The sequence below is a fragment of the Streptococcus sp. LPB0220 genome, assembly GCF_008727815.1.
Taxonomy (GTDB): Bacteria; Bacillota; Bacilli; order Lactobacillales; family Streptococcaceae; genus Streptococcus.
The window spans coordinates 1,272,963-1,291,722 of sequence record NZ_CP044230.1; the positions used below are offsets into that span (position 1 = coordinate 1,272,963).

General features: G+C 40.8%; 21 protein-coding genes. 3 read left to right on the plus strand and 18 right to left on the minus strand.

The annotated features are described in order from the left end of the window. Window positions 1–45 precede the first annotated feature (45 nt). A complete protein-coding gene (locus LPB220_RS06710) occupies window positions 46–480 on the plus strand; it encodes a DUF6556 family protein (RefSeq protein ID WP_049498239.1) in 435 nt (144 codons plus the stop codon). Between the two features lie 19 nt (window positions 481–499). Here the strand turns inward: LPB220_RS06710 and LPB220_RS10780 are convergent, their stop codons facing one another. From LPB220_RS10780 to LPB220_RS06760, 10 genes are all read right to left on the minus strand, one after another. Next, a complete protein-coding gene (locus LPB220_RS10780) occupies window positions 500–709 on the minus strand; it encodes a hypothetical protein (RefSeq protein ID WP_191904637.1) in 210 nt (69 codons plus the stop codon). Beyond that, complete coding sequence (locus LPB220_RS06720; RefSeq protein ID WP_150906817.1) at window positions 702–1,145, minus strand: hypothetical protein; 444 nt, start codon at window positions 1,143–1,145, stop codon at window positions 702–704. The genes LPB220_RS10780 and LPB220_RS06720 overlap by 8 nt, the downstream gene beginning before the upstream one ends. A 496-nt stretch (window positions 1,146–1,641) precedes the next feature. After that, complete coding sequence (locus LPB220_RS06725; protein ID WP_049485474.1) at window positions 1,642–2,712, minus strand: ABC transporter substrate-binding protein; 1,071 nt, start codon at window positions 2,710–2,712, stop codon at window positions 1,642–1,644. Then, window positions 2,709–3,482 (minus strand): ABC transporter permease, encoded by a 774-nt coding sequence (locus LPB220_RS06730; RefSeq protein WP_003002847.1) that lies wholly within the window; start codon window positions 3,480–3,482, stop codon window positions 2,709–2,711. The genes LPB220_RS06725 and LPB220_RS06730 overlap by 4 nt, the downstream gene beginning before the upstream one ends. After that, window positions 3,479–4,285: an ABC transporter permease gene (locus LPB220_RS06735; RefSeq protein WP_150906275.1), complete on the minus strand. Its 807-nt coding sequence runs from the start codon at window positions 4,283–4,285 to the stop codon at window positions 3,479–3,481. The genes LPB220_RS06730 and LPB220_RS06735 overlap by 4 nt, the downstream gene beginning before the upstream one ends. Continuing rightward, window positions 4,266–5,423: an ABC transporter ATP-binding protein gene (locus LPB220_RS06740; RefSeq protein WP_003002881.1), complete on the minus strand. Its 1,158-nt coding sequence runs from the start codon at window positions 5,421–5,423 to the stop codon at window positions 4,266–4,268. The genes LPB220_RS06735 and LPB220_RS06740 overlap by 20 nt, the downstream gene beginning before the upstream one ends. Window positions 5,424–5,630: 207 nt before the next feature. Then, window positions 5,631–6,527 (minus strand): UDP-N-acetylmuramate dehydrogenase, encoded by an 897-nt coding sequence (gene murB, locus LPB220_RS06745; protein ID WP_070662162.1) that lies wholly within the window; start codon window positions 6,525–6,527, stop codon window positions 5,631–5,633. Window positions 6,528–6,645: 118 nt separating this feature from the next. Next, window positions 6,646–7,626 carry a hypothetical protein gene (locus tag LPB220_RS06750; RefSeq protein ID WP_037599343.1) on the minus strand — a complete coding sequence of 327 codons (981 nt, stop codon included), beginning with the start codon at window positions 7,624–7,626 and terminating at the stop codon, window positions 6,646–6,648. Between the two features lie 83 nt (window positions 7,627–7,709). Further along, a complete protein-coding gene (thrB, locus tag LPB220_RS06755; RefSeq protein WP_023918391.1) occupies window positions 7,710–8,576 on the minus strand; it encodes a homoserine kinase in 867 nt (288 codons plus the stop codon). Between the two features lie 2 nt (window positions 8,577–8,578). Then, entirely contained in the window at window positions 8,579–9,865 is a 1,287-nt protein-coding gene (locus tag LPB220_RS06760) for a homoserine dehydrogenase (RefSeq protein WP_023918393.1), read from the minus strand. A gap of 175 nt (window positions 9,866–10,040) precedes the next feature. Between LPB220_RS06760 and LPB220_RS06765 the strand changes: the two genes are divergently transcribed. Continuing rightward, complete coding sequence (locus LPB220_RS06765) at window positions 10,041–10,919, plus strand: polysaccharide deacetylase family protein (RefSeq protein ID WP_225305901.1); 879 nt, start codon at window positions 10,041–10,043, stop codon at window positions 10,917–10,919. Window positions 10,920–11,104: 185 nt separating this feature from the next. On the opposite strand, the gene LPB220_RS06775 is transcribed toward LPB220_RS06765, so the two are convergent. The 8 genes from LPB220_RS06775 to LPB220_RS06810 form a co-directional block, all read right to left on the minus strand. Then, window positions 11,105–11,674: an HD domain-containing protein gene (locus LPB220_RS06775; protein ID WP_024055108.1), complete on the minus strand. Its 570-nt coding sequence runs from the start codon at window positions 11,672–11,674 to the stop codon at window positions 11,105–11,107. Between the two features lie 26 nt (window positions 11,675–11,700). Continuing rightward, window positions 11,701–12,681 (minus strand): hypothetical protein, encoded by a 981-nt coding sequence (locus tag LPB220_RS06780; protein WP_225305937.1) that lies wholly within the window; start codon window positions 12,679–12,681, stop codon window positions 11,701–11,703. Window positions 12,682–12,683: 2 nt separating this feature from the next. Next, on the minus strand, window positions 12,684–13,376 hold the full coding sequence (locus LPB220_RS06785; RefSeq protein WP_150906277.1) for a DUF443 family protein: 693 nt from the start codon (window positions 13,374–13,376) through the stop codon (window positions 12,684–12,686). A 24-nt stretch (window positions 13,377–13,400) separates the two neighbouring features. After that, complete coding sequence (locus tag LPB220_RS06790; RefSeq protein ID WP_150906278.1) at window positions 13,401–14,078, minus strand: DUF443 family protein; 678 nt, start codon at window positions 14,076–14,078, stop codon at window positions 13,401–13,403. 72 nt (window positions 14,079–14,150) lie between these two features. Further along, window positions 14,151–14,807 carry a hypothetical protein gene (locus LPB220_RS06795; protein ID WP_150906279.1) on the minus strand — a complete coding sequence of 219 codons (657 nt, stop codon included), beginning with the start codon at window positions 14,805–14,807 and terminating at the stop codon, window positions 14,151–14,153. A gap of 66 nt (window positions 14,808–14,873) precedes the next feature. Next, complete coding sequence (locus LPB220_RS06800) at window positions 14,874–15,866, minus strand: hypothetical protein (protein WP_150906280.1); 993 nt, start codon at window positions 15,864–15,866, stop codon at window positions 14,874–14,876. A gap of 173 nt (window positions 15,867–16,039) precedes the next feature. Next, window positions 16,040–17,002: a hypothetical protein gene (locus tag LPB220_RS06805; protein ID WP_070587256.1), complete on the minus strand. Its 963-nt coding sequence runs from the start codon at window positions 17,000–17,002 to the stop codon at window positions 16,040–16,042. A 115-nt stretch (window positions 17,003–17,117) separates the two neighbouring features. Continuing rightward, a complete protein-coding gene (locus LPB220_RS06810) occupies window positions 17,118–17,687 on the minus strand; it encodes a TetR/AcrR family transcriptional regulator (protein ID WP_003010925.1) in 570 nt (189 codons plus the stop codon). Between the two features lie 129 nt (window positions 17,688–17,816). Here LPB220_RS06810 and LPB220_RS06815 point away from each other — a divergent pair, with 129 nt between their 5' ends. Further along, on the plus strand, window positions 17,817–18,659 hold the full coding sequence (locus LPB220_RS06815) for a DegV family protein (protein WP_023918400.1): 843 nt from the start codon (window positions 17,817–17,819) through the stop codon (window positions 18,657–18,659). The last annotated feature ends 101 nt before the right edge of the window (window positions 18,660–18,760 follow it).

Consider the following 18,760-nt stretch of genomic DNA (forward strand, 5'->3'; position numbering starts at 1 on the left):
ATAGGAAAGTGTTAAAAAACAATTTTTGATAGAAAGAGAATGAACATGTCACAATATTCAAGAAGTAACAAAAACCAAAAACCTGAGGAAAAAGTTGATACAAGACCATCTCGCGGTGAGAAAGTAAAACAAGGTTTGTCCGTATTTCAAACGGTTGTAGCTACGATTGCCAGTCTCTTAGGGATTATCGTCACTTCCTTTACCATCATGAGTCTGCTCAATAAAGACAATCAAAAAACAGAAGACAAACCATCTAGTAGCACCAGTGTCGTCGTAGTTCATGATAAGGGATCTGACTCCAGCGCTACCAATACAGATGCTAACACCAATACACAAACCAATTCAAGCAATACAGAAACAAGTTCACAAAAAGAAACCGATAGCTCATCTGCTACCGAATCTAGTTCGTCTGCCGCACAAGACCAAGGCTCCACAGCAACAGACAGTGGCGCAGATACAGCATCATCCGGAACCAACTAAAAAATCAGTAAGGACAACCTTACTGATTTTTTTTATCTTTCGATGCCAGCTTTTTCTGATTTTTATAGAAAGCATCTATCTCATTGTCATACTCCCATTTGAGCTTTGAACGCTCTTCCTGGATTTGATCCAATTGTTCATATGAAAAGTTCTTGGGCCTATCACGATAAGTTGATTCAGCTAATGAAGCATATAGATTGTCAAAACTGCTCAAATGCCAATTACTCAAATAATCTCCCTCCTATTCTAATGTCGGATCCTATATACATCTCATCTAGATTCAATGTATTGTCCTCATTAATTGGGATATCTACTCCCCAACCCGATTCTTCAATATGATTTATACGTCCATAAACATTCATATAATATTCGGGAGTTGTAAGCCCACCATCACTCCATTGTGTCTGATCCCAATCAATCTGAACGGATTCGACTTTTGAATTTTGTGCTTTGACTAAATCAATAACCTTCTGTTCGTGTTCTTTTAGGTAGTCCAGTTGTTCTTTTTTTATGTCTCCTTCTGGTTTTTGTACGACTTTCTTTGGAGATGAGGTCGTTATCTTCTGTTCGGGTCTTTTGATCAGGGTCATGATTTTTCCTCCAAGAAAAACCAGTCCTAGTATCGGTAACAAAATGATCAAAAATAGTTCTACACGTCTCTTCATCTCTTCTTCTCCAATCATTTCTTTCGTACTGAATGAGCCAGTCTCTTTCCTAACTATTATAGCATCTTTCATTTGAATCTCAATCTAACTCACTAGTTAGAGACTTTTATAAGGCAATCATAAAAGAACTTGTGGTGTTCTGCTAGAATATAGATAATCCTTTTTTACAAATAACACCTAAGTGATGCTAAAAATTCAAATGTTGCATTTTTGTAGAGTATCTAAATATATAATGAAACTTTCCGCTGTGAGAAAAGTGCTAGAAACACCATTGGTTCTAGCACTCGGGAGTTTTGGGAGTAAAACAGTATGGGAAACTGTTTTAGCCTGAGCCTAAAAATTAAAAAGCGAAGGGGTCCAAAACTAAGTCATGGAACTTCCTGGATTGCTGAAATCATCCACTGGATAATTTCACCTAACGTCCGTATTCACTTAAGGAAAGTTTCTAAGAGAAGTTTATCTTCAATCAAAAAGGAACCCGAAGGTTCCTTTTGTGTTATTTTCGATACATCTTGACCTGAAGGTAAAGATCGTTATAAACTCCAAGCAATTTCTTGCCTAATTGTTGATAGACTTCCAAATGGTCTAGTGTTTCATCACTTGGATAGAAGGATTGGTCATCTTGGATTTCTTTTGGCAACATGGCTTTGGCTTTTTTATTTGGCGTTGAGTAGCCGACATAAAGAGCATTTTTCAAAGCATTTTTAGGACGAAGCATGAAGTTAATGAAGGCATATGCTGCTTCTTTATTTTTCACGGTTTTTGGAATGACAATGTTATCAAACCAAAGGTTGCTGGCTTCAGTTGGAACGACATAGCGAAGATCCTTATTGGCTTCGAGCATTTGGCTAGCCTCTCCTGAGAAAGTAACCCCAATAGCCGCATTGTTTTGGATCATATAGCCTTTCATCTCATCGGCCACCAAAGCTTTGATATTTGGCGTCAAGGTGTAGAGTTTATCTACTGCCTCTTGCAATTTCTTTGGATCCTTTTCATTGAGGCTATAGCCCAAGGTATTGAGACCAATTCCCATGACCTCACGCGCACCATCGTACATCATGATGTCATTTCTGTACTCTTCACGCCAGAGATCTGACCAATGTTCAGGAGCATTTTTAACCATCTTGGTATTGTAGACAATCCCCAAGGTACCCCAGAAATAAGGTACTGAATATTGGTTACCCGGATCAAACGATTGGTTCAAAAGTTTTGGATCAATATTTTCCATCCCTTTGATCTTAGATTGGTCCAACTTTTCAACCAGATGCTCATCCATCATCTTGGCAATCATGTATTCACTAGGAATCGCAATATCGTAGGTGGTTCCCCCTTGCTTGATCTTGGTGTACATGGCTTCGTTGGAATCAAAGGTATCATATTGCACCTGAATTCCTGTCTCTTTTGTGAATTCCGTTAGCAATTCTGGATCGATATAATCTCCCCAGTTGTAGATGACCAACTTGTCACTATTCTTGGTATTCATGCTCGCTTCGATCTGGTGGCTAATTCCCCAGAGGACCAGAATGACAAGGACAATCCCAGTTAGGAATGAATAAAGTTTTTTCATGCTGCTTCCTCCTTTTCACGGGTAATAAAGTAATAACCGATGACCAAGAGCACACTAAAGAGAAAGACAAGGGCGGACAAGGCATTGATACTGAGGGAGATCCCTTGACGCGCACGTGAGTAAATCTCTACAGACAAGGTTGTAAAGCCATTTCCAGTTACAAAGAAGGTCACGGCAAAGTCGTCAAGCGAATAGGTAAAGGCCATAAAGTAGCCAGCAATAATGGCTGGTGTCAGATACGGCAACATGATCTCTTTGAGCATTTGCACTTGGGTAGCTCCCAAGTCATAGGCAGCATTGACCATATCCCGGTTCATTTCCTTGAGTCGTGGCAAGACCATCAAGACCACAATGGGAATCGAGAAAGCCACGTGGCTAGCCAAAACAGATAGGAAACCTAGCTGGTACTTCACCGTCGTAAAGAGAATCAAGAAGCTGGCCCCGATCATAACGTCTGGCGCTACCATAAGAATGTTGTTGATAGAGAGCAAAGGTCCTTCTAACTTCTTCTTCGATTGGTAGATATAAATGGCTCCAAAGGTTCCAATCACTGTCGCAATCAAGGCTGACAAAAAGGCCAAGAGGAAGGTCTCTGATAAGATCAGCATCAGGCGACTATCTGCGAACAATTCATTGAAATGCTCAAGCGTGAAGCCCGTAAAGGCATTCATATCTCCCCCTTTATTGAAGGCATAAAAGATCAAATAGAAAATAGGAAGATAGAGGATCAGAAAGACGAAGCCTAGATAGAAATGAGATACTTTTTTCATCGTTCTCTCCTTTCTCTAGTTGCCCACATGGTAAAGAGCATGGCAAGGATCAGAACAACTCCGATGGTAGAACCCATTCCCCAGTTTTGTGTTGTCAGGAAGTGCTGTTCAATCGCAGTCCCTAGGGTAATGACGCGGTTTCCACCGATCATCCGTGTCAACATGAAGAGACTCAGACTAGGAATAAAGACAGACTGCACACCTGAGCGGACTCCATTCATGGACAAGGGGAAGACCACATGACGGAAGGTATCCCAACGATTGGCTCCCAAATCATAGCTGGCATTGATCAAGTTTGGATCTAAGTCATCTAAGACATTAAAGATCGGTAAAATCATAAATGGCATCTCGATGTAGCTGGCTACAAAGATAAAGGAGAAATCGGTAAAGAGGATCTGCTGGGGAGCGACTCCGAGAAAGCTTAAAAAGCTATTGATGGAACCGTTTTGCCCAAAGATCCCAATAAAGGCATAGGCCTTGAGCAAGAGATTGACCCAGGTTGGCAAGACGATCAACATCAACCACAACTGCCGGTGTTTAAGCAGCGTCAAAAAGTAAGCAGTCGGGTAGGAGATCAAGAGCGTCACCAGGGTGACGATTCCGGCATAAAGGACCGAATTAAAGCTCATCTTTAAATAGGTCAAATTTTGCGAAGTGAAGAACTCTTTGTAGTTTTCAAGTGAAAACTGCCCTTCAACGTTAAAAAAGGATTGAAAGATGATCATGACTACAGGAGCCAAGACAAAGAGAAAAATCCACAAGAAATAGGGGAGGATAAATAGATTAGAGGTTGTTTTCTTCATCTCTTTCCTCCTCAATGGCATTAATCAAACCAGCTTCTTGCTCTTCCACTTCAACGTACTCTTCGATCCGTGCATCGAATTCTTCTTCGGTTTCGTTGAGACGCATAACGTGGATATCTTCTGGTTCAAAGTCTAGCCCGATAACTTCTCCCACGATAGCCTTACGAGTGGAGTGAATCATCCACTCATTTCCCAAATCATCATAGGCGATGATCTCGTAATGAACACCACGGAAGAGCTGGGTGTCCACTTTCACTTGGAGCTTGCCTTCTTCAGGAAGAGTGATTTGCAAGTCTTCAGGACGAATGACGACTTCAACTGGTTCATTTGGACGCATCCCCCCATCGACCGCTTCAAAGCGTTTGCCATTGAACTCAACCAAGTAGTCCTCGATCATGCGACCATCTAGAATGTTAGACTCCCCGATAAAGGTGGCTACAAAGTGGTTAATCGGTTCATCATAGATATCAACCGGTGTACCAGATTGGACGATTTCTCCTTCATTCATGACAAAGATCCAGTCACTCATGGCAAGAGCTTCTTCTTGGTCATGGGTAACAAAGACAAAGGTAATCCCCAAGCGTTGTTGCAATTCCCGCAACTCATACTGCATGTCTGTCCGCAGTTTCAAGTCAAGTGCAGACAAGGGCTCATCTAAAAGGACCACTCGTGGTTCATTGATAATAGCCCGGGCAATAGCTACCCGCTGGCGTTGACCACCGGATAATTTTTGGATCGAACGTTTTTCAAATCCAGCTAACTGGACCATTTTCAAGACTTCTGAAACCCGACGTTCGATCTCAGCCTTATCCACCTTTTTCAAACGAAGGGGAAAAGCCACATTTTCAAAGACCGTCATATGTGGAAACAGGGCATAGGACTGAAAGACGGTGTGGACGTCCCGTTTGTTGGTAGGGACATCATTGATCCGTTCCCCATCAAGGTAGACATCTCCAGTCGTCGCGTCCAAAAGACCGGCAATGATATTAAGGATAGTCGATTTCCCTGATCCAGATGCACCGAGCAGGGTATAGAACTTCCCTTCTTCCAATTCAAAATTGATATCCTTTAGGACAACGGTTCCGCTATCTTCAAAGACCTTTGAAACATTTTTAAACTCAATAATTGGTTTTTTCAATTCACATAAATTCCTTCTTTACTGCGATTAGCAAACTGCTTTTCAAACGAAAATGCAGCGGCTGACAGGAAAACCTGTCAGACCACCAATACCTCTCGGGGACTTACTAGACTGCCCCACCTATTTACGGTATCGATAGGCACTCACCCCCTCTCCGACTGATGCTATCGATGGTTCAATATTAATTGTTCTTCAATACTTAAGCTCTTAGGCTTGGCCGATAATACGAACTTCTGGTTCTAAACGGACGCCTGAGTGAGCTTCTACTGCCTCAATGACATGGGCAATCAAATCTTCGTAGTCCTTAGCTGTTCCATTGTCGACATTGACCATAAAGCCGGCATGCTTTTCAGAAACTTCCACACCACCGATTCGATAGCCTTTTAGACCTGCTTCGCTGATCAATTGACCTGCAAAATGGCCAACAGGACGCTTAAAGACGGATCCACAAGAAGGGTATTCAAGGGGTTGTTTCAACTGACGAAGATGGGTCAACCGATCCATCTCCTGTTTGATTTGCTCGTGATTGCCAGGTGACAAAGCAAATTTGGCAGAGATGACGATAGAACCTGTCTCTTGAATCTTAGAATGGCGGTAGCCAAAAGCTAGTTCACTCGCTGACAGAGTTTCGATCTCCCCATCTTTGGTCAAGACCTTACAGGATACTAGGACATGCGCGATCTCTCCTCCATAGGCTCCCGCATTCATAAAGACTGCGCCACCGACACTGCCTGGAATGCCACTAGCAAACTCGAAGCCTTTCAAACTATGGTGCAAGGCCACATGGGTGGTGTCGATGAGTTTAGCTCCTGCCTCTGCTTCGATCACATAACCATCCACACTGATGTCACGCAAGCGATCAAACATAATGACAAATCCCGGAATGCCCCCATCTCGGACAATGATATTGGACGCATTGCCCAGGACCATCCATGGGATTTGCTCTTGGTTGGCAAATTGGACGATGCGTTTTAATTCGTATTGGTTGCGAGGAAAAGCTAAAAATTCAGCATTCCCACCTACCTTTGTGAAGGTATAATGTTTTAAAGGTTCTTGAAAACGGATATCAATCCCTTCAAGAATTTGATTCATTTTTTCATTCATCTTTCTGTCTGTTCTCTCTCTATAAAAATACAAACTATTATACCAAATTTTTGACTATTTTTCGACCCTAAAAAACAAAAGAAGACCTATAATATTCAGGCCTTCCTTTTATCATTCACTATGCAATTTTACGAGCGATGGCACGATTCTTCTGTCCATCCAGAGCTGATTTGACCGAAATCCAAGCACCACCAAGAGTGAAGACAGCTAGCAATCCTAGATTCAAGTAAAATTTATCTGGGACGTCCCCTGAGAATGTCGCTTCATTGAGAAGCGTCCAGGACATATCAAATGGCAAATCCAGTTCACTCATGAGCGCCAAAGTATAATCTAATTGGTTGACCAAAAAGACCGTCAAGACCATCAAAATAGCTGAAACTACCACACCTTTTTTAGTCAATTTCTTACCAAGGATCTCATAACCTTTGATAGTACAATAACCGAGGGCGGCCCCTGCTAAAACAGATACATAGCCAAGACGCGCTACCAAGAGGGCAACTGCTCCACCGATGATCACACCGATCACAGCGCCTACAATCCCTAAAAGGAAATTCTCTTCCCGCGCTTCATAAGCCTCAACTGTATCTTGCACTTCGGCTTGGTAGGCTCTAAAGGTTGCATCGTCGATTAAAAAGATCGCATCTCCAATTTGATACAGACCGATTGGTCCTTCCTCACCCGTTTCCGCATTCACTTGCACAAATTGGTGGTTGAGCAAGAAATCAACAATATCTTGGATAGCTGTCCATAAGGTTTCGACAGCCTTCCCTTTGGTCATTCCACCTTTGACAACGATCGAGGTCAAGTAACCATCAGAAGAGATAGAATTAATGGCTTTTGATTGTTCTTTTAATTCATTCCAAAGAATTTCACTATCTTCGATCAAGTCTCCTTCGGAACCTTGTTTCACACTGAGTGAAATGGTAAATACATTCTTGGTTTGAGCGCCTTCAATGACTAACAAGAAGCCCTCACGCTCTCCATACATCACACGGGCTTCGCCATCAAATTGTAGACCAAGATCGGTAGCAATACTATATAAATATTCTGGTTTCATGTTTCCCCCTAAACTTTCGGGAAAGCTTGAGCTTTTCCCCATACAATTCCCATTCTACCATAGGAGAAGCAAAAAGGACATATACATTTGTATACATCCTTCTTTCATTTGTGTTACATTGAGGTTTATTTCTCAACACGAACGCCAAATGTGTCGATTTTAAGTTGGAAAATCTGACCATCTAGCCTGAGTTCTTCGAGAGCTGCGACAAAGGCTGCTGTATGCTCTGGCGCTAAGAGGTTCATGATCGTTGGGCCTGCTCCTGACAGATAGGTAGCATAAGCCCCATGCGCATGTGCGACTTCTTTGACCTGAGGGAACTCTTTGACAAGAGATTGACGGTAGCGCTCGTGGAAATGATCTGACTCGATGGAGCGACCAGCCGTCAGCAAATCTCCCTTGAGGAGAGCTGCGATAGCGACATTGGCTACGCTACTGGCTGCAACAGCTTCCTTATAAGACCATTCTTTCGGTAGGACATTCCGACTATCACTGGTCTTCAATTGGTAGCTCGGTACAAAGGCCACAAGGTCACAGCTTGGGAAGTCAGCCGTGACATATTGGACATCTTCACCGATGTAGCTCGCAATGACCATATTCCCAAAGATAGCTGGAGCTACATTATCCGGATGACCTTCGATCTCGGTCGCGATGCGTAATTTCTCAGCGTCTGATAGCTGGAGGTTGGCTAATTGGTTGGCCAATTCAATCCCTGCGACAATGACCGAGCTAGAAGATCCAAGACCACGCGCCAAAGGCACTTCACTAGTCATCTTGATCCGATGGGGTTGCATATCAGTTGAGATAGAAAGAGCTGTTGAGAGCAAAAGGTTTTTCTCATCTGTCGGAATCCCTGCTCCAAGATCATGCTCAATAAACCAAGCATCTGCTGGTTCAAGGACTTCAATGGTCAAATAGCGAGTCACGGCAATCCCAACAGAATCAAATCCTGGCCCTACATTGGCACTGGTTGCTGGAACAATAATTTTCATGCTTATTCTCCCAAGACTTTAAAGGTATTCAAGAGTTCGAAATTCGCCTCTGAATCCAATTTTTCAACCAAGTTCTTGAATTGAGTTTGGTTAACTTGGTGAGTAATGATGACAACACTTGCATAGTGACCATCTGAGTCTTCTTGAAGGATTTGCTTGAAGGATGCTCCTTCTGCATTAAAGATTTCCGCAAGACGCAAGATTTGACCAGTCGCATCTGGTGCTTTGATTGAGAAGTAATAATTGTTCTTCACGTCTTCTGGCTTAGCCAATTGAAGAGGGCGACTGTATTCATTGAAGGCTTTACCGATCGTTCCTTCTTTTAGACGACGGACAATGCGGACGAGGTCGGCTACGACACTTGTCGCAGTTGGTTTTTGACCAGCACCTGGTCCGTAGTACATAGACTCACCAATACCGATGGATTCCACATAGACCGCATTCATGACATCATTCACTCCTGCGAGTGGATGTTGTTTTGGAAGGAAGGTTGGTGTCACTTCTGCTGCGATCCCTGACTCTGTTTCAACGATAGAGCCGACAAGCTTGATGACATAGCCAAGGCTTTGAGCAACTGAGACATCTTGAGGAGTGATCTGGCTAATTCCTTTGTGACCTACTTGGTCAAATTGGATATTCATCCCAAAAGCGAACTGGCTCAAGATCACCATCTTGTAAGCAGCATCGATTCCTTCAACGTCGTTGGTTGGATCACTTTCAGCGTAACCAAGACGTTGCGCTTCTGCTAAAGCATCCTCATAAGTCCAGCCTTCTTCGACCATTTTGGTCATCATGAAGTTAGAGGTTCCATTGACCACACCAAGAACCTTGGTCACCTTGTCTGAGGCCAAAGAATTCACCAAAGTTCGAAGGATTGGGATCCCACCAGCTACGGCAGCTTCATAATAAAGAGCCACTTGGTGTTTTTTAGCAATCTCTAGCAACTCGCTTCCATGAACGGCAAGAAGGTCTTTGTTAGCAGAAACCACATGTTTGCCTGCTTCTAGCGCACGGGTGATAAAAGTCTTAGCTGGCTCGATACGGCCCATCAATTCGACCACGATGGCAATGTCCTTGTCTTCAATGATCTCATCGACATTGGTCACAAAGTTGTAGTCATGACCTGCAGCTTGCAATTTTTCCTTTTCCGCATCATCTCGAACCAAGACCTTGGCGATCTCGATTTCATCTTGAGCTGCCTGGGTGATTTTTTCATGGTTTTCTTTTAATAAAAATGGTACGCCACTAGCAACAGTACCAAATCCTAGTAAGGCAATCTTAACAGACATCCTATTGACTCCTTGAATTTTCTATAGTAGCTCCATTATAACAAAAACTTGAGCGTTTGACAGCCAATTGCCTTAAAAATTCTGAATTTTCATGACAGGATCTGCCTGTAGCAAGTTCTGGAAAAGAACATAGAATTTGTGGTACAATAAAGAAAATAATGAAAGCGGTGACACTATGAGTAAACGAAGAGTACCTAAAAAAATCAAAGTCCTACTTGGAATCAATGCACTCCTCTTGGTCTGTATCTTTATTTGTAGCTTTCTTCTAATCAAGCGGATCACTCAGCCGAGTGATGGAAATACCAGCGGCACTGCCATGACGCGCTCGCTAGATGAACACAGTTCCTCTATCGAGTGGACCCGAGTGAAAAAACCGGTCAAACTGCCCATCCTCATGTACCACTCCGTGCACAATATGGCCGAGTCTGAAGCTGCCAATGCCAATCTGATTGTCGATCCAGAAACCTTTGAAAGCCAACTAAAGGCCCTGAAAAATGCGGGTTACTACACATTGACGCCAGAGGAAGCCTATCGCATCCTCGCTAAAAATGAAGTCCCCAAAGGAAAGAAATATGTCTGGCTGACCTTTGATGATGGTGTCGAGGATTTCTATACCATCGTCTATCCGCTTCTTAAGAAATACAAGATGACGGCCACCAACAATATCATCACGGACTTTACCCAAAAGGAAAAAGAAAATGTCCTGACCTTTGACCAAATCAAAGAGATGAAAAGTGCTGGCTTGACCTTTGAAAGCCATACGGTCAATCATCCAGACCTAGCCAATTCCAGTCTTGAGACCCAAAAGAATGAGCTGGTTGCTTCTAAACGCCTGCTGGATAAGGTGCTGGATCAAAATACTAGCGTTATCGTCTACCCATCCGGTCGCTACAGCCAGGTCACAATCGACCAGGCCAAGAAAGCCGACTACAAACTAGGCCTCACCACTAAAAATGGACTCGCCAGCTCCGCTGATGGCCTCTACGCCCTCAAACGAGTCCGGATCCTTCCAACCACTACAGGAGAGGATCTTTTAGCTATGATTCAAGATTAAAGAAAGAGGCTGGGACAAAAGTCCTAGCCTCTCAATTATTTTTGGATTGTCGAGTAAGACGCAGTGGTTGAGTGGGCTCTACTACGCTGATTTCATCAGCTTTTACAGCCCTACTCAACTGTGCGGAGGTGGGACGACGAAATCGAATTCTAACGAATTACCGATTTCTGTCCCACTCTCTTTTGTTAGAGTTCCTTCTCTAGTTCTTTTAGAAAGGTGATTAAAAATTGATGGCGACTTTCTGCTATTTGCTTTGCAGTCTCCGTGTTCATTTCATCTTTTAAGAGGAGCAACTTGTCATAGAAATGTTGGACAGTATCAGTGAGGGACCTCCCTTTGTGGCCACCATAGGAAAAAGTTCGCGCAATTCCTACAGCTCCTATCGCATCGAGGCGGTCTGCATCCTGGACAATCTTGCCTTCTAAGGTTTCTGGATGTTTACCGCGATTTTTGCTGAAAGAAACAGCATTGATTACCCGACAAATCTGGTCGATTTGGTTTTTAGGAGTAGCAATCTCTTCTAGAAACTTACGAGCATTCGCATTATTCTCTGTTTGAAACAATTTATCATCATCAGCATCGTGAAGAAGAGCCGACAAGCCCACTATCTCCAGATCACATGGACCTTCTGCTTGTGCGATTCTCATAGCATTGGTATAGACGCGGAGAGTATGCTCCACATCATGGCCATCCGCTCGATCAGCAAATAAGGTTTTAACATACTGCTTAGCAGCTTGGATTCGTTCTTCGATCATCGTTCTTGTCCTTTGTCTTTCTTACTTCAATCAATCTCATTATACACCTTATGAGCCTTTTCTAGATCGTAATAGTGATCAAATTCTTCTTTTGTCTGCGTAGTATGGGTCTGCCCATCTCTTGATAGCTCAGCTGGAATCGTGACATCTTGATAGAGATTCACACCCTTCTTCATAAAGAGTTCAAATACAGCAATACTTCTTGCATATTGATCCGCACTATTCTGGGGTTTTATTACTATGACTTTCGTATCTTTTTGATTTAAGAGTTTATAGGCCTTCGAAGACTTCTTAAATTGCGTTTTTGAGAGATCCTTGGGATCAATCGAAAACCAATTTTTAAAAAATTTCAATTCTTCAATACTGCTCTTCTCACGATCAATTGGTACATTGAAATCTGGAATCGGTTTTCTTTGGTGATCATTCTCTAAGGTCTCATTTCTTTCAAGTTTACGAGTGTCTAGATTCAAGTACATCATTTTTCGAACTGAGTTATCTTTGGTACTGCGAATTTGTAAGGAAACTAACTCACGTCCATTCCATGAATATACTGAGCCTAATTCTGTAGGAATATAATCCGGATCAAATTGTTCTACAACTTTAAACAAATCAAGCTCTTTCTCTTCTTTCAATCGTTCACCATTAACCTTGTAGACACTAACAGTCCAATATTCATCCTTTTCTGGAGGAGTTGTACGATAGTAAAAATTTTCTCTAAATTTCACATTCATATGCAAAATGTGCTTTGAACCGACTCTGATAGGATCAAAATAATAATAAGACCCATATTCCCTCATCAACCGATCTTCCTTGGGATCGGTTGATTTCCAGTGAGTGATAATGCCTGCACCATCCGCAATCATCTCATAGTCATCAATTTTCGCTTTTCCACTATAATCAGTAAATTGTTTATAATAACTCTCAGTTGAAAAGCGTATATAGAGCCAAATACCAGCAATGAGCGAGAACAAAACTAGTAAAGCAAGCACCATTTTTTTCTTTGTCATTTTCACGATTTAAACAGATCCTTTCTAAGAGATTTTATGTTCACTTTGTAATCCACCACTGGTGAAAAAAATAGCACATTACCAGAAAACACAAACAGCGATAAAAATACCAACAAAGCTATATGAAGGATAAAGTTTTGTGCAATATTACTAAATATTGCACAAGATGAAAATACAACCAACCCAGCAAAAAAAGTTGGAGCTATCATTGATAATAATCTATGCTTTCTATCATTTGCGACGAGGTATATCTTTATAGGGTGGTTGCTATTTACAATGTTGGGCATTGGTTTCCGAATGCTTGTCCATATCCGAATCCCTATTACAAGGCTAAAAACTAGAGCCAACATTCCAAAATTTAGCACATGTGAAGTAAAATAAAGATATTTTTCAACAGGAAAGGCCTTCGATAACAGCACGGCAGTTGTACCCATACCAAAAGCTGAAGCAAAACCTTTCTTCCTAGTACCCTTTTTATTGAGAACTTTAGAAAGATCCGAGGGAGCTAGAGTCTGCACTTCTTCCTTAGTTAAAGGATAGGCTCGATGAGGGATGAAGCTTAAAATCCATGGAAAGAAATAGCTAATGAGAAAGGGACGATCGGCATCGACTAAATAAGACTCACCATCCATTTGTAATATCCGGTAACGAAGATTGATTTTTGATAATTGTTCAATTTTTGCTTTTTTTAGCATGCAAAGTTCCTTTTAATTTTCTTTCTAAACAGATTTATCCTCATCCACTGCTTCCAGTCTCTCAAATTCAACACGCCCTTTCTCATATGCATATTCAAATAGAATACTACCTGACTCTATCCAAATACAAAGATAAGCCAACATGCCATTGATATAAAGAAAACAAGCTTCAGTTCCATCATGAGTATTCATATAGAATCCAAACACAATAAAAATTGGAATAAGAAAAACATAAGCATGAAATTGTCGTTGCTTCTTTACATTTCGAAAGACGATCTTATATTTTGGACGATTGGGTGTAAGGCGTCTAGCAATTTCCTTTCGAGATCTCCAGAGGATGAATCTATAAATGACAAAAGCTATCAGAAATGACATTAGAAATAACAAGATTTTTAAATAGAGATTCTGACTAATGCTATAATATCTAAAAATTCCAGCCCCTATTCTATATAGAGCTGAACTAAGTGCAACACTAATACTTATCGCTATCGAACGTCTACCTTCTGGAGCCATTTTAATCTTTTTGTCAAAGTTTCTATTTGAAGCCTCTAACTCTATGATATCCAACTTGAACTCCTTAGGAGCAAATCCCCAATAGTAACGTTTAGATGTCAACGAATTTGAATCTAAAACATACCTTTTTCCATTCATTTCAAGGATGCCAAAATAATAGACATCCAAGGCTTTAAAATTAACTTCCATTTATTTTATTCGATCACTTTCTGAATTAATGGTATTTGCCAATTATGTAACTTCTACGATATCACAAAACTTCTACTGTTCTTCTATGTTTTCAAGAACAATTTGACCTTGCTTATAGGGAAGAGCAATTGGGAAACTTCCTAGAGTAAACATGAAAAAGAATAAGCATACGATTCCATTGATTACCAAAAAAGCACCTTCAGTTCCATTATTTTCACCAAGGAAGAAAAGTAAACAAATGAAAATTACCCCTACTAAAGGATATACTCCTCCGTTACTTTTCTTAATAGTTGTAAAGGTAACTGTGTATTTACGACTGTTTTTAGGAATCCATTTATCTGCTTTTTTATGGGCCAACTTTAATGAAATCAGAATGGCAAAATAAGAAATCAGCATTGAAATTGCAAAGAGCAATAACTTTAATAACACTTGCTCACTAAGATTGTTTTGAATAAAAAGCCGCTTTAGAACATCATAACCAACTTTGACAATTGGTTGGACAATGATGGCTGCCATTGTCGTACTGACAGGTGTTGTGGGCTTAATTTCGAAATGATTGTTATTCTTTTCGATCTCCACCATATCCACTGTAATCGTATCTGTTTTAATTCCCCAGTAGTAACTCTTAGGTCTCATTGTACTCGTATCCATGATATACTTCTTCGATTCTTGATCTATCTGGACAATCTGAAAACAGGTCATATTTGAATTTTTAAATTTTAATTCCATTGATTTTTCACCTTGCTTCTATTCAGTTATTTTCTATGTGTACTTCTGAATATAAGAATATTTCACCTATTTTCCAGATTTCGAGAGAACGAATGCCCCTATTTTTTTGAAGACTGCTATTACAACTAAGACCATCGCATACAATAAAAACGGCGGGATTAACAGTAAAGCAATTTTCCAGCCTTTGAAAAAAGAAAGTCCTTTTGTGGATTTAGTTGATTTAGCTGGTTTGACTTCTACCAGCTTCATTCGCAATAATTTCAAAGTAACTTCTTCTTGTCTCGTATCAAGCGAAACACTCTTTTCTCCCGAGTTTTCACTATCTAGATAGGCCTGAGCCATTCGGACCAGATACAATCCCTCATCTTCTTTCGCAATGGTACGAAATAGCTCCATTGCCTTATTTCTATTCCCTTTGAGGTACTCATTGACTGCCTTCAGATACATAGATTCCAATTGTGAGAACTTGTTGTTTGTCACTTCCTTTAGAACGGCATCATTGGACTCTTTTTTGACCAGTAGATCATAGCGAGCTCTGTATGCCATCTTGAGTGGTTCAACATCTGCCAAATAGTTAGCTAGTAACTCCTCAAACTCATCCTCCTTCAAATCTGGCCTTGAAAATAAGTTTGCATTCAATAGAATTTCGTTTAATTTTACTTGTTCAACATCTGTAAACTTTTGATTATTTTTGAGTTCGTCTACAACTGCTTCGATGGCAGCAAAGTCACCAATCCTATAGGAATAGAAAATAGTGGCAAACTGTACACGCGCTTTAATAGTTTTGATACTCTTTCTTTTTTGGTTCAGAATATAGCTTGCCATCAAGTCAAGATTTATATCCTGATAGATAAGACTATTCAACTTTTTGACTAAAAGAGTATCTTTAATGATAACTAGAATCAGCTCCATCAGTAAGTAAATCAAAAAACAAATAGTCGCGATCCTTTTACTTTGGGTCACTTGCACGATATTTAAAAACGGTAAGGCTAGAATGACCAATAGGACTATCACTGGAATATTGTATCGTCTTCTTAGTTCTTTATAATCTTTAACCATAAATCTCCTTTGTTGTTATTGAGATATGACGTGTATCCTATCAACCTCATATCAAACTCATTTGATTTTGCTTTGAGGAAAACTTTGACAGACATTCGTCCAAATCAGTAACAAAGTTACTAATACTAGTGTTACTATAACACTTTTTCTTTTCATAATATTTCTTACCCTTTCTAGTCTGTATGATTAGCAGACCAAACCTGCAGTTCATCGTAGGATTTTATTTGTGTTTTCTCACCAGTCTTTGGATCCGTCGCATAGACCTCTAACACGTCCTGCCCCTTTGGTGCAAACCAATGAAGAACTGTATCAAACCACTCTTTGGTTGAGTACTGTTTAGGTCTCATATATAAACGAGCTAAATCCTTTATATCCTTAGCCATTTCCGGATAGTCTTGGGCAAAGTTTGTATTGGAGATATCTATCTTTTCACGATCTTCTTTTGAAAGTAAGGTATCAATATAACCAGCCGTGAATTTCAAATGGTACTTCTCTTTCATAGCTTGTCGAATGTTATTATATACATTCCCTTTTGACAATTCCTGCTCAGCGGCAGAAAAAGTTGATTTTCCATTATCCTCAAAATTTTCAAGATTTTCAATTTTTTGATTCGTAATATCAACTATGATTTTTCTACTATCATTATTTCCAACTTTATACAAAGTTACCGGTATGTAATCCTTGTTATCAGCATAATACTGACTGATATCGTACGCACCTCGATACTCTTTTTTCCCTAATAATTGATATACTTCCGTCTTTTTACTTGGAAAGCCAGAAGCATTCAAATCATAAGAAATAATATTAAAATACTCATCTTTTGCAATTTTAGGTGAACCATTTTTCTCTCTATCAATCATACTTTGATTGATCTCTTTTTGATGGACATCCAAAACTGAAATATAGTCTTGACCGAATGCTATCCCACCTATCCCATCTTTTTGCGCAACAAATACAAATTTATTGTCATCAAAAACATGAATTGTAGGTTTCTCGGTTTTCGCATCAATATATTTCTGCTCGGTTTCTTGCTGACTCGTTTTTTCATGTTTTTGAACTTGCTTCCACATATAGAAAGAGCCTATACTTACTAAAAGGACTAGCACTCCTACTACTTTCTTATTCACTCGTTTCATTTCAACCTCCACGCTCGTAGTTAACTCCTACCATCATACCGAAATTTTGCGACTGGGGCAACTTCCTCACTAGTTGGAAATAGTTGCAAGAAAAAACACCACCTCTCGGTGGTGTTTACTTCTTCTTTTGTGGAAAGAGGGGCAGACCAAGTGTCGCGATCTTCTCGGCGGGGATCTTCATACCATCCTTAATCCATTTGGAGATGACAGAGACAATGGCTGAGCTCCAGAAGGAATTGAGGTAGCTGCCAGCGCCATTCGAGGAGCTGCCATTTCTTTTTTCTAAAAAATCATAAACAGCCTTGGTCAAGAGCCGTTCGAAATTATAATCAATAGCTAGACTGATGATCTTGGCTTCTTTCTTGACTTCCTTAAAGAGGTAGACCCAGACTTGGTAAAGGTCTGTCTTGAGATTGTAGCCATCTAAAGACTTGGTAATCTTTGCGATACTAGATTGAAAGATGGACTCTAGAATCTCTTCTTTGGAGTCATAATTACGGTAAAAGGCTGCGCGAGAGACACCCGCACGCTGAACCAGCTCAGAGATGGTGATCTTTTTCAGATCTTTTTTCTCCAACAATTGCAGGAGAGAGATTTCGATGGATTCTCGTGTAATCGCATTGTTTTCTCGGTTAAATCGTTTGAGATTTTCCAAGGATTTCTCGGATATTTTTCTTTCTGCCATAACATTTACTTTCTATCTGTCTCACCTGATGATATCTGCTTGGATAGCATTGTACTTCATGATATAATTGTAAAAGAAGACATACTACTTGTCAATGTACATTTTTATACAATTATGAGGTATGAACTGATGAAATGGAAAATTATTGCGGATTCAGGCTGTGACTACCGCTCTTTGGACAATCTGGCACCGGATACGGAGTTTGTCAGTGTCCCATTGACCATCCAAGTGGGAGAAACTATCTACACAGATGATGTCCAACTCAATATCGATCAGATGATGGAAGAGATGTATGCGACTACGACTGCTTCTAAGTCTGCCTGTCCGAGTCCCGATGATTATATGAAGTCCTTTGAAGGAGCTGAAAATATCGTCGTTGTGACCATCACTGGAACCCTTTCAGGTAGCTACAATAGTGCTGAGGTGGCCAAGAAGATTTATCTAGAAGAGCATCCGAATACCAATATCCACGTCATTAATAGCTTGTCAGCTGGGGGTGAGGTGGACCTGATCGTTCGCAAGCTCAATCAGTTGGTCGCTGAAGGCCTCGATTTTGATCAAGTAGTCGATGTGATCACGACCTACCAGTCTAAGACGAAGTTGCTCTTTGTTTTGGCCAAGGTTGATAATCTGGTCAAAAATGGGCGTCTCAGCAAATTGATCGGGACTGTTGTCGGACTCCTCAATATCCGTATGGTCGGGGAAGCTAGTAAGACCGGTACTCTTGAGTTGCTCCAAAAAGCTCGGGGCCAAAAGAAAGCGATCAAAGCTGCTTTTGATGAATTGATCAAGGCGGGTTATGCTGGCGGTCATATCACCATCGCCCACCGCAACAATGAAAAATTTATTGAGCAATTCTCTGCATTGGTTCGTGAAAAATTTGCCCATGCAATGATCGAAGTCCTTCCTACTTCTGGACTTTGTAGTTTCTACGCCGAAGAAGGCGGCCTCCTCATGGGGTATGAAATTTAAGTTACCACTAAAAGAGGCTAGGACAAAAGTCCTAGCCTCTCAATTGTTTTTGGATTGTCGAGCAAGACGCAGCGGTTGAGTGGGCTCTACTACACTGATTT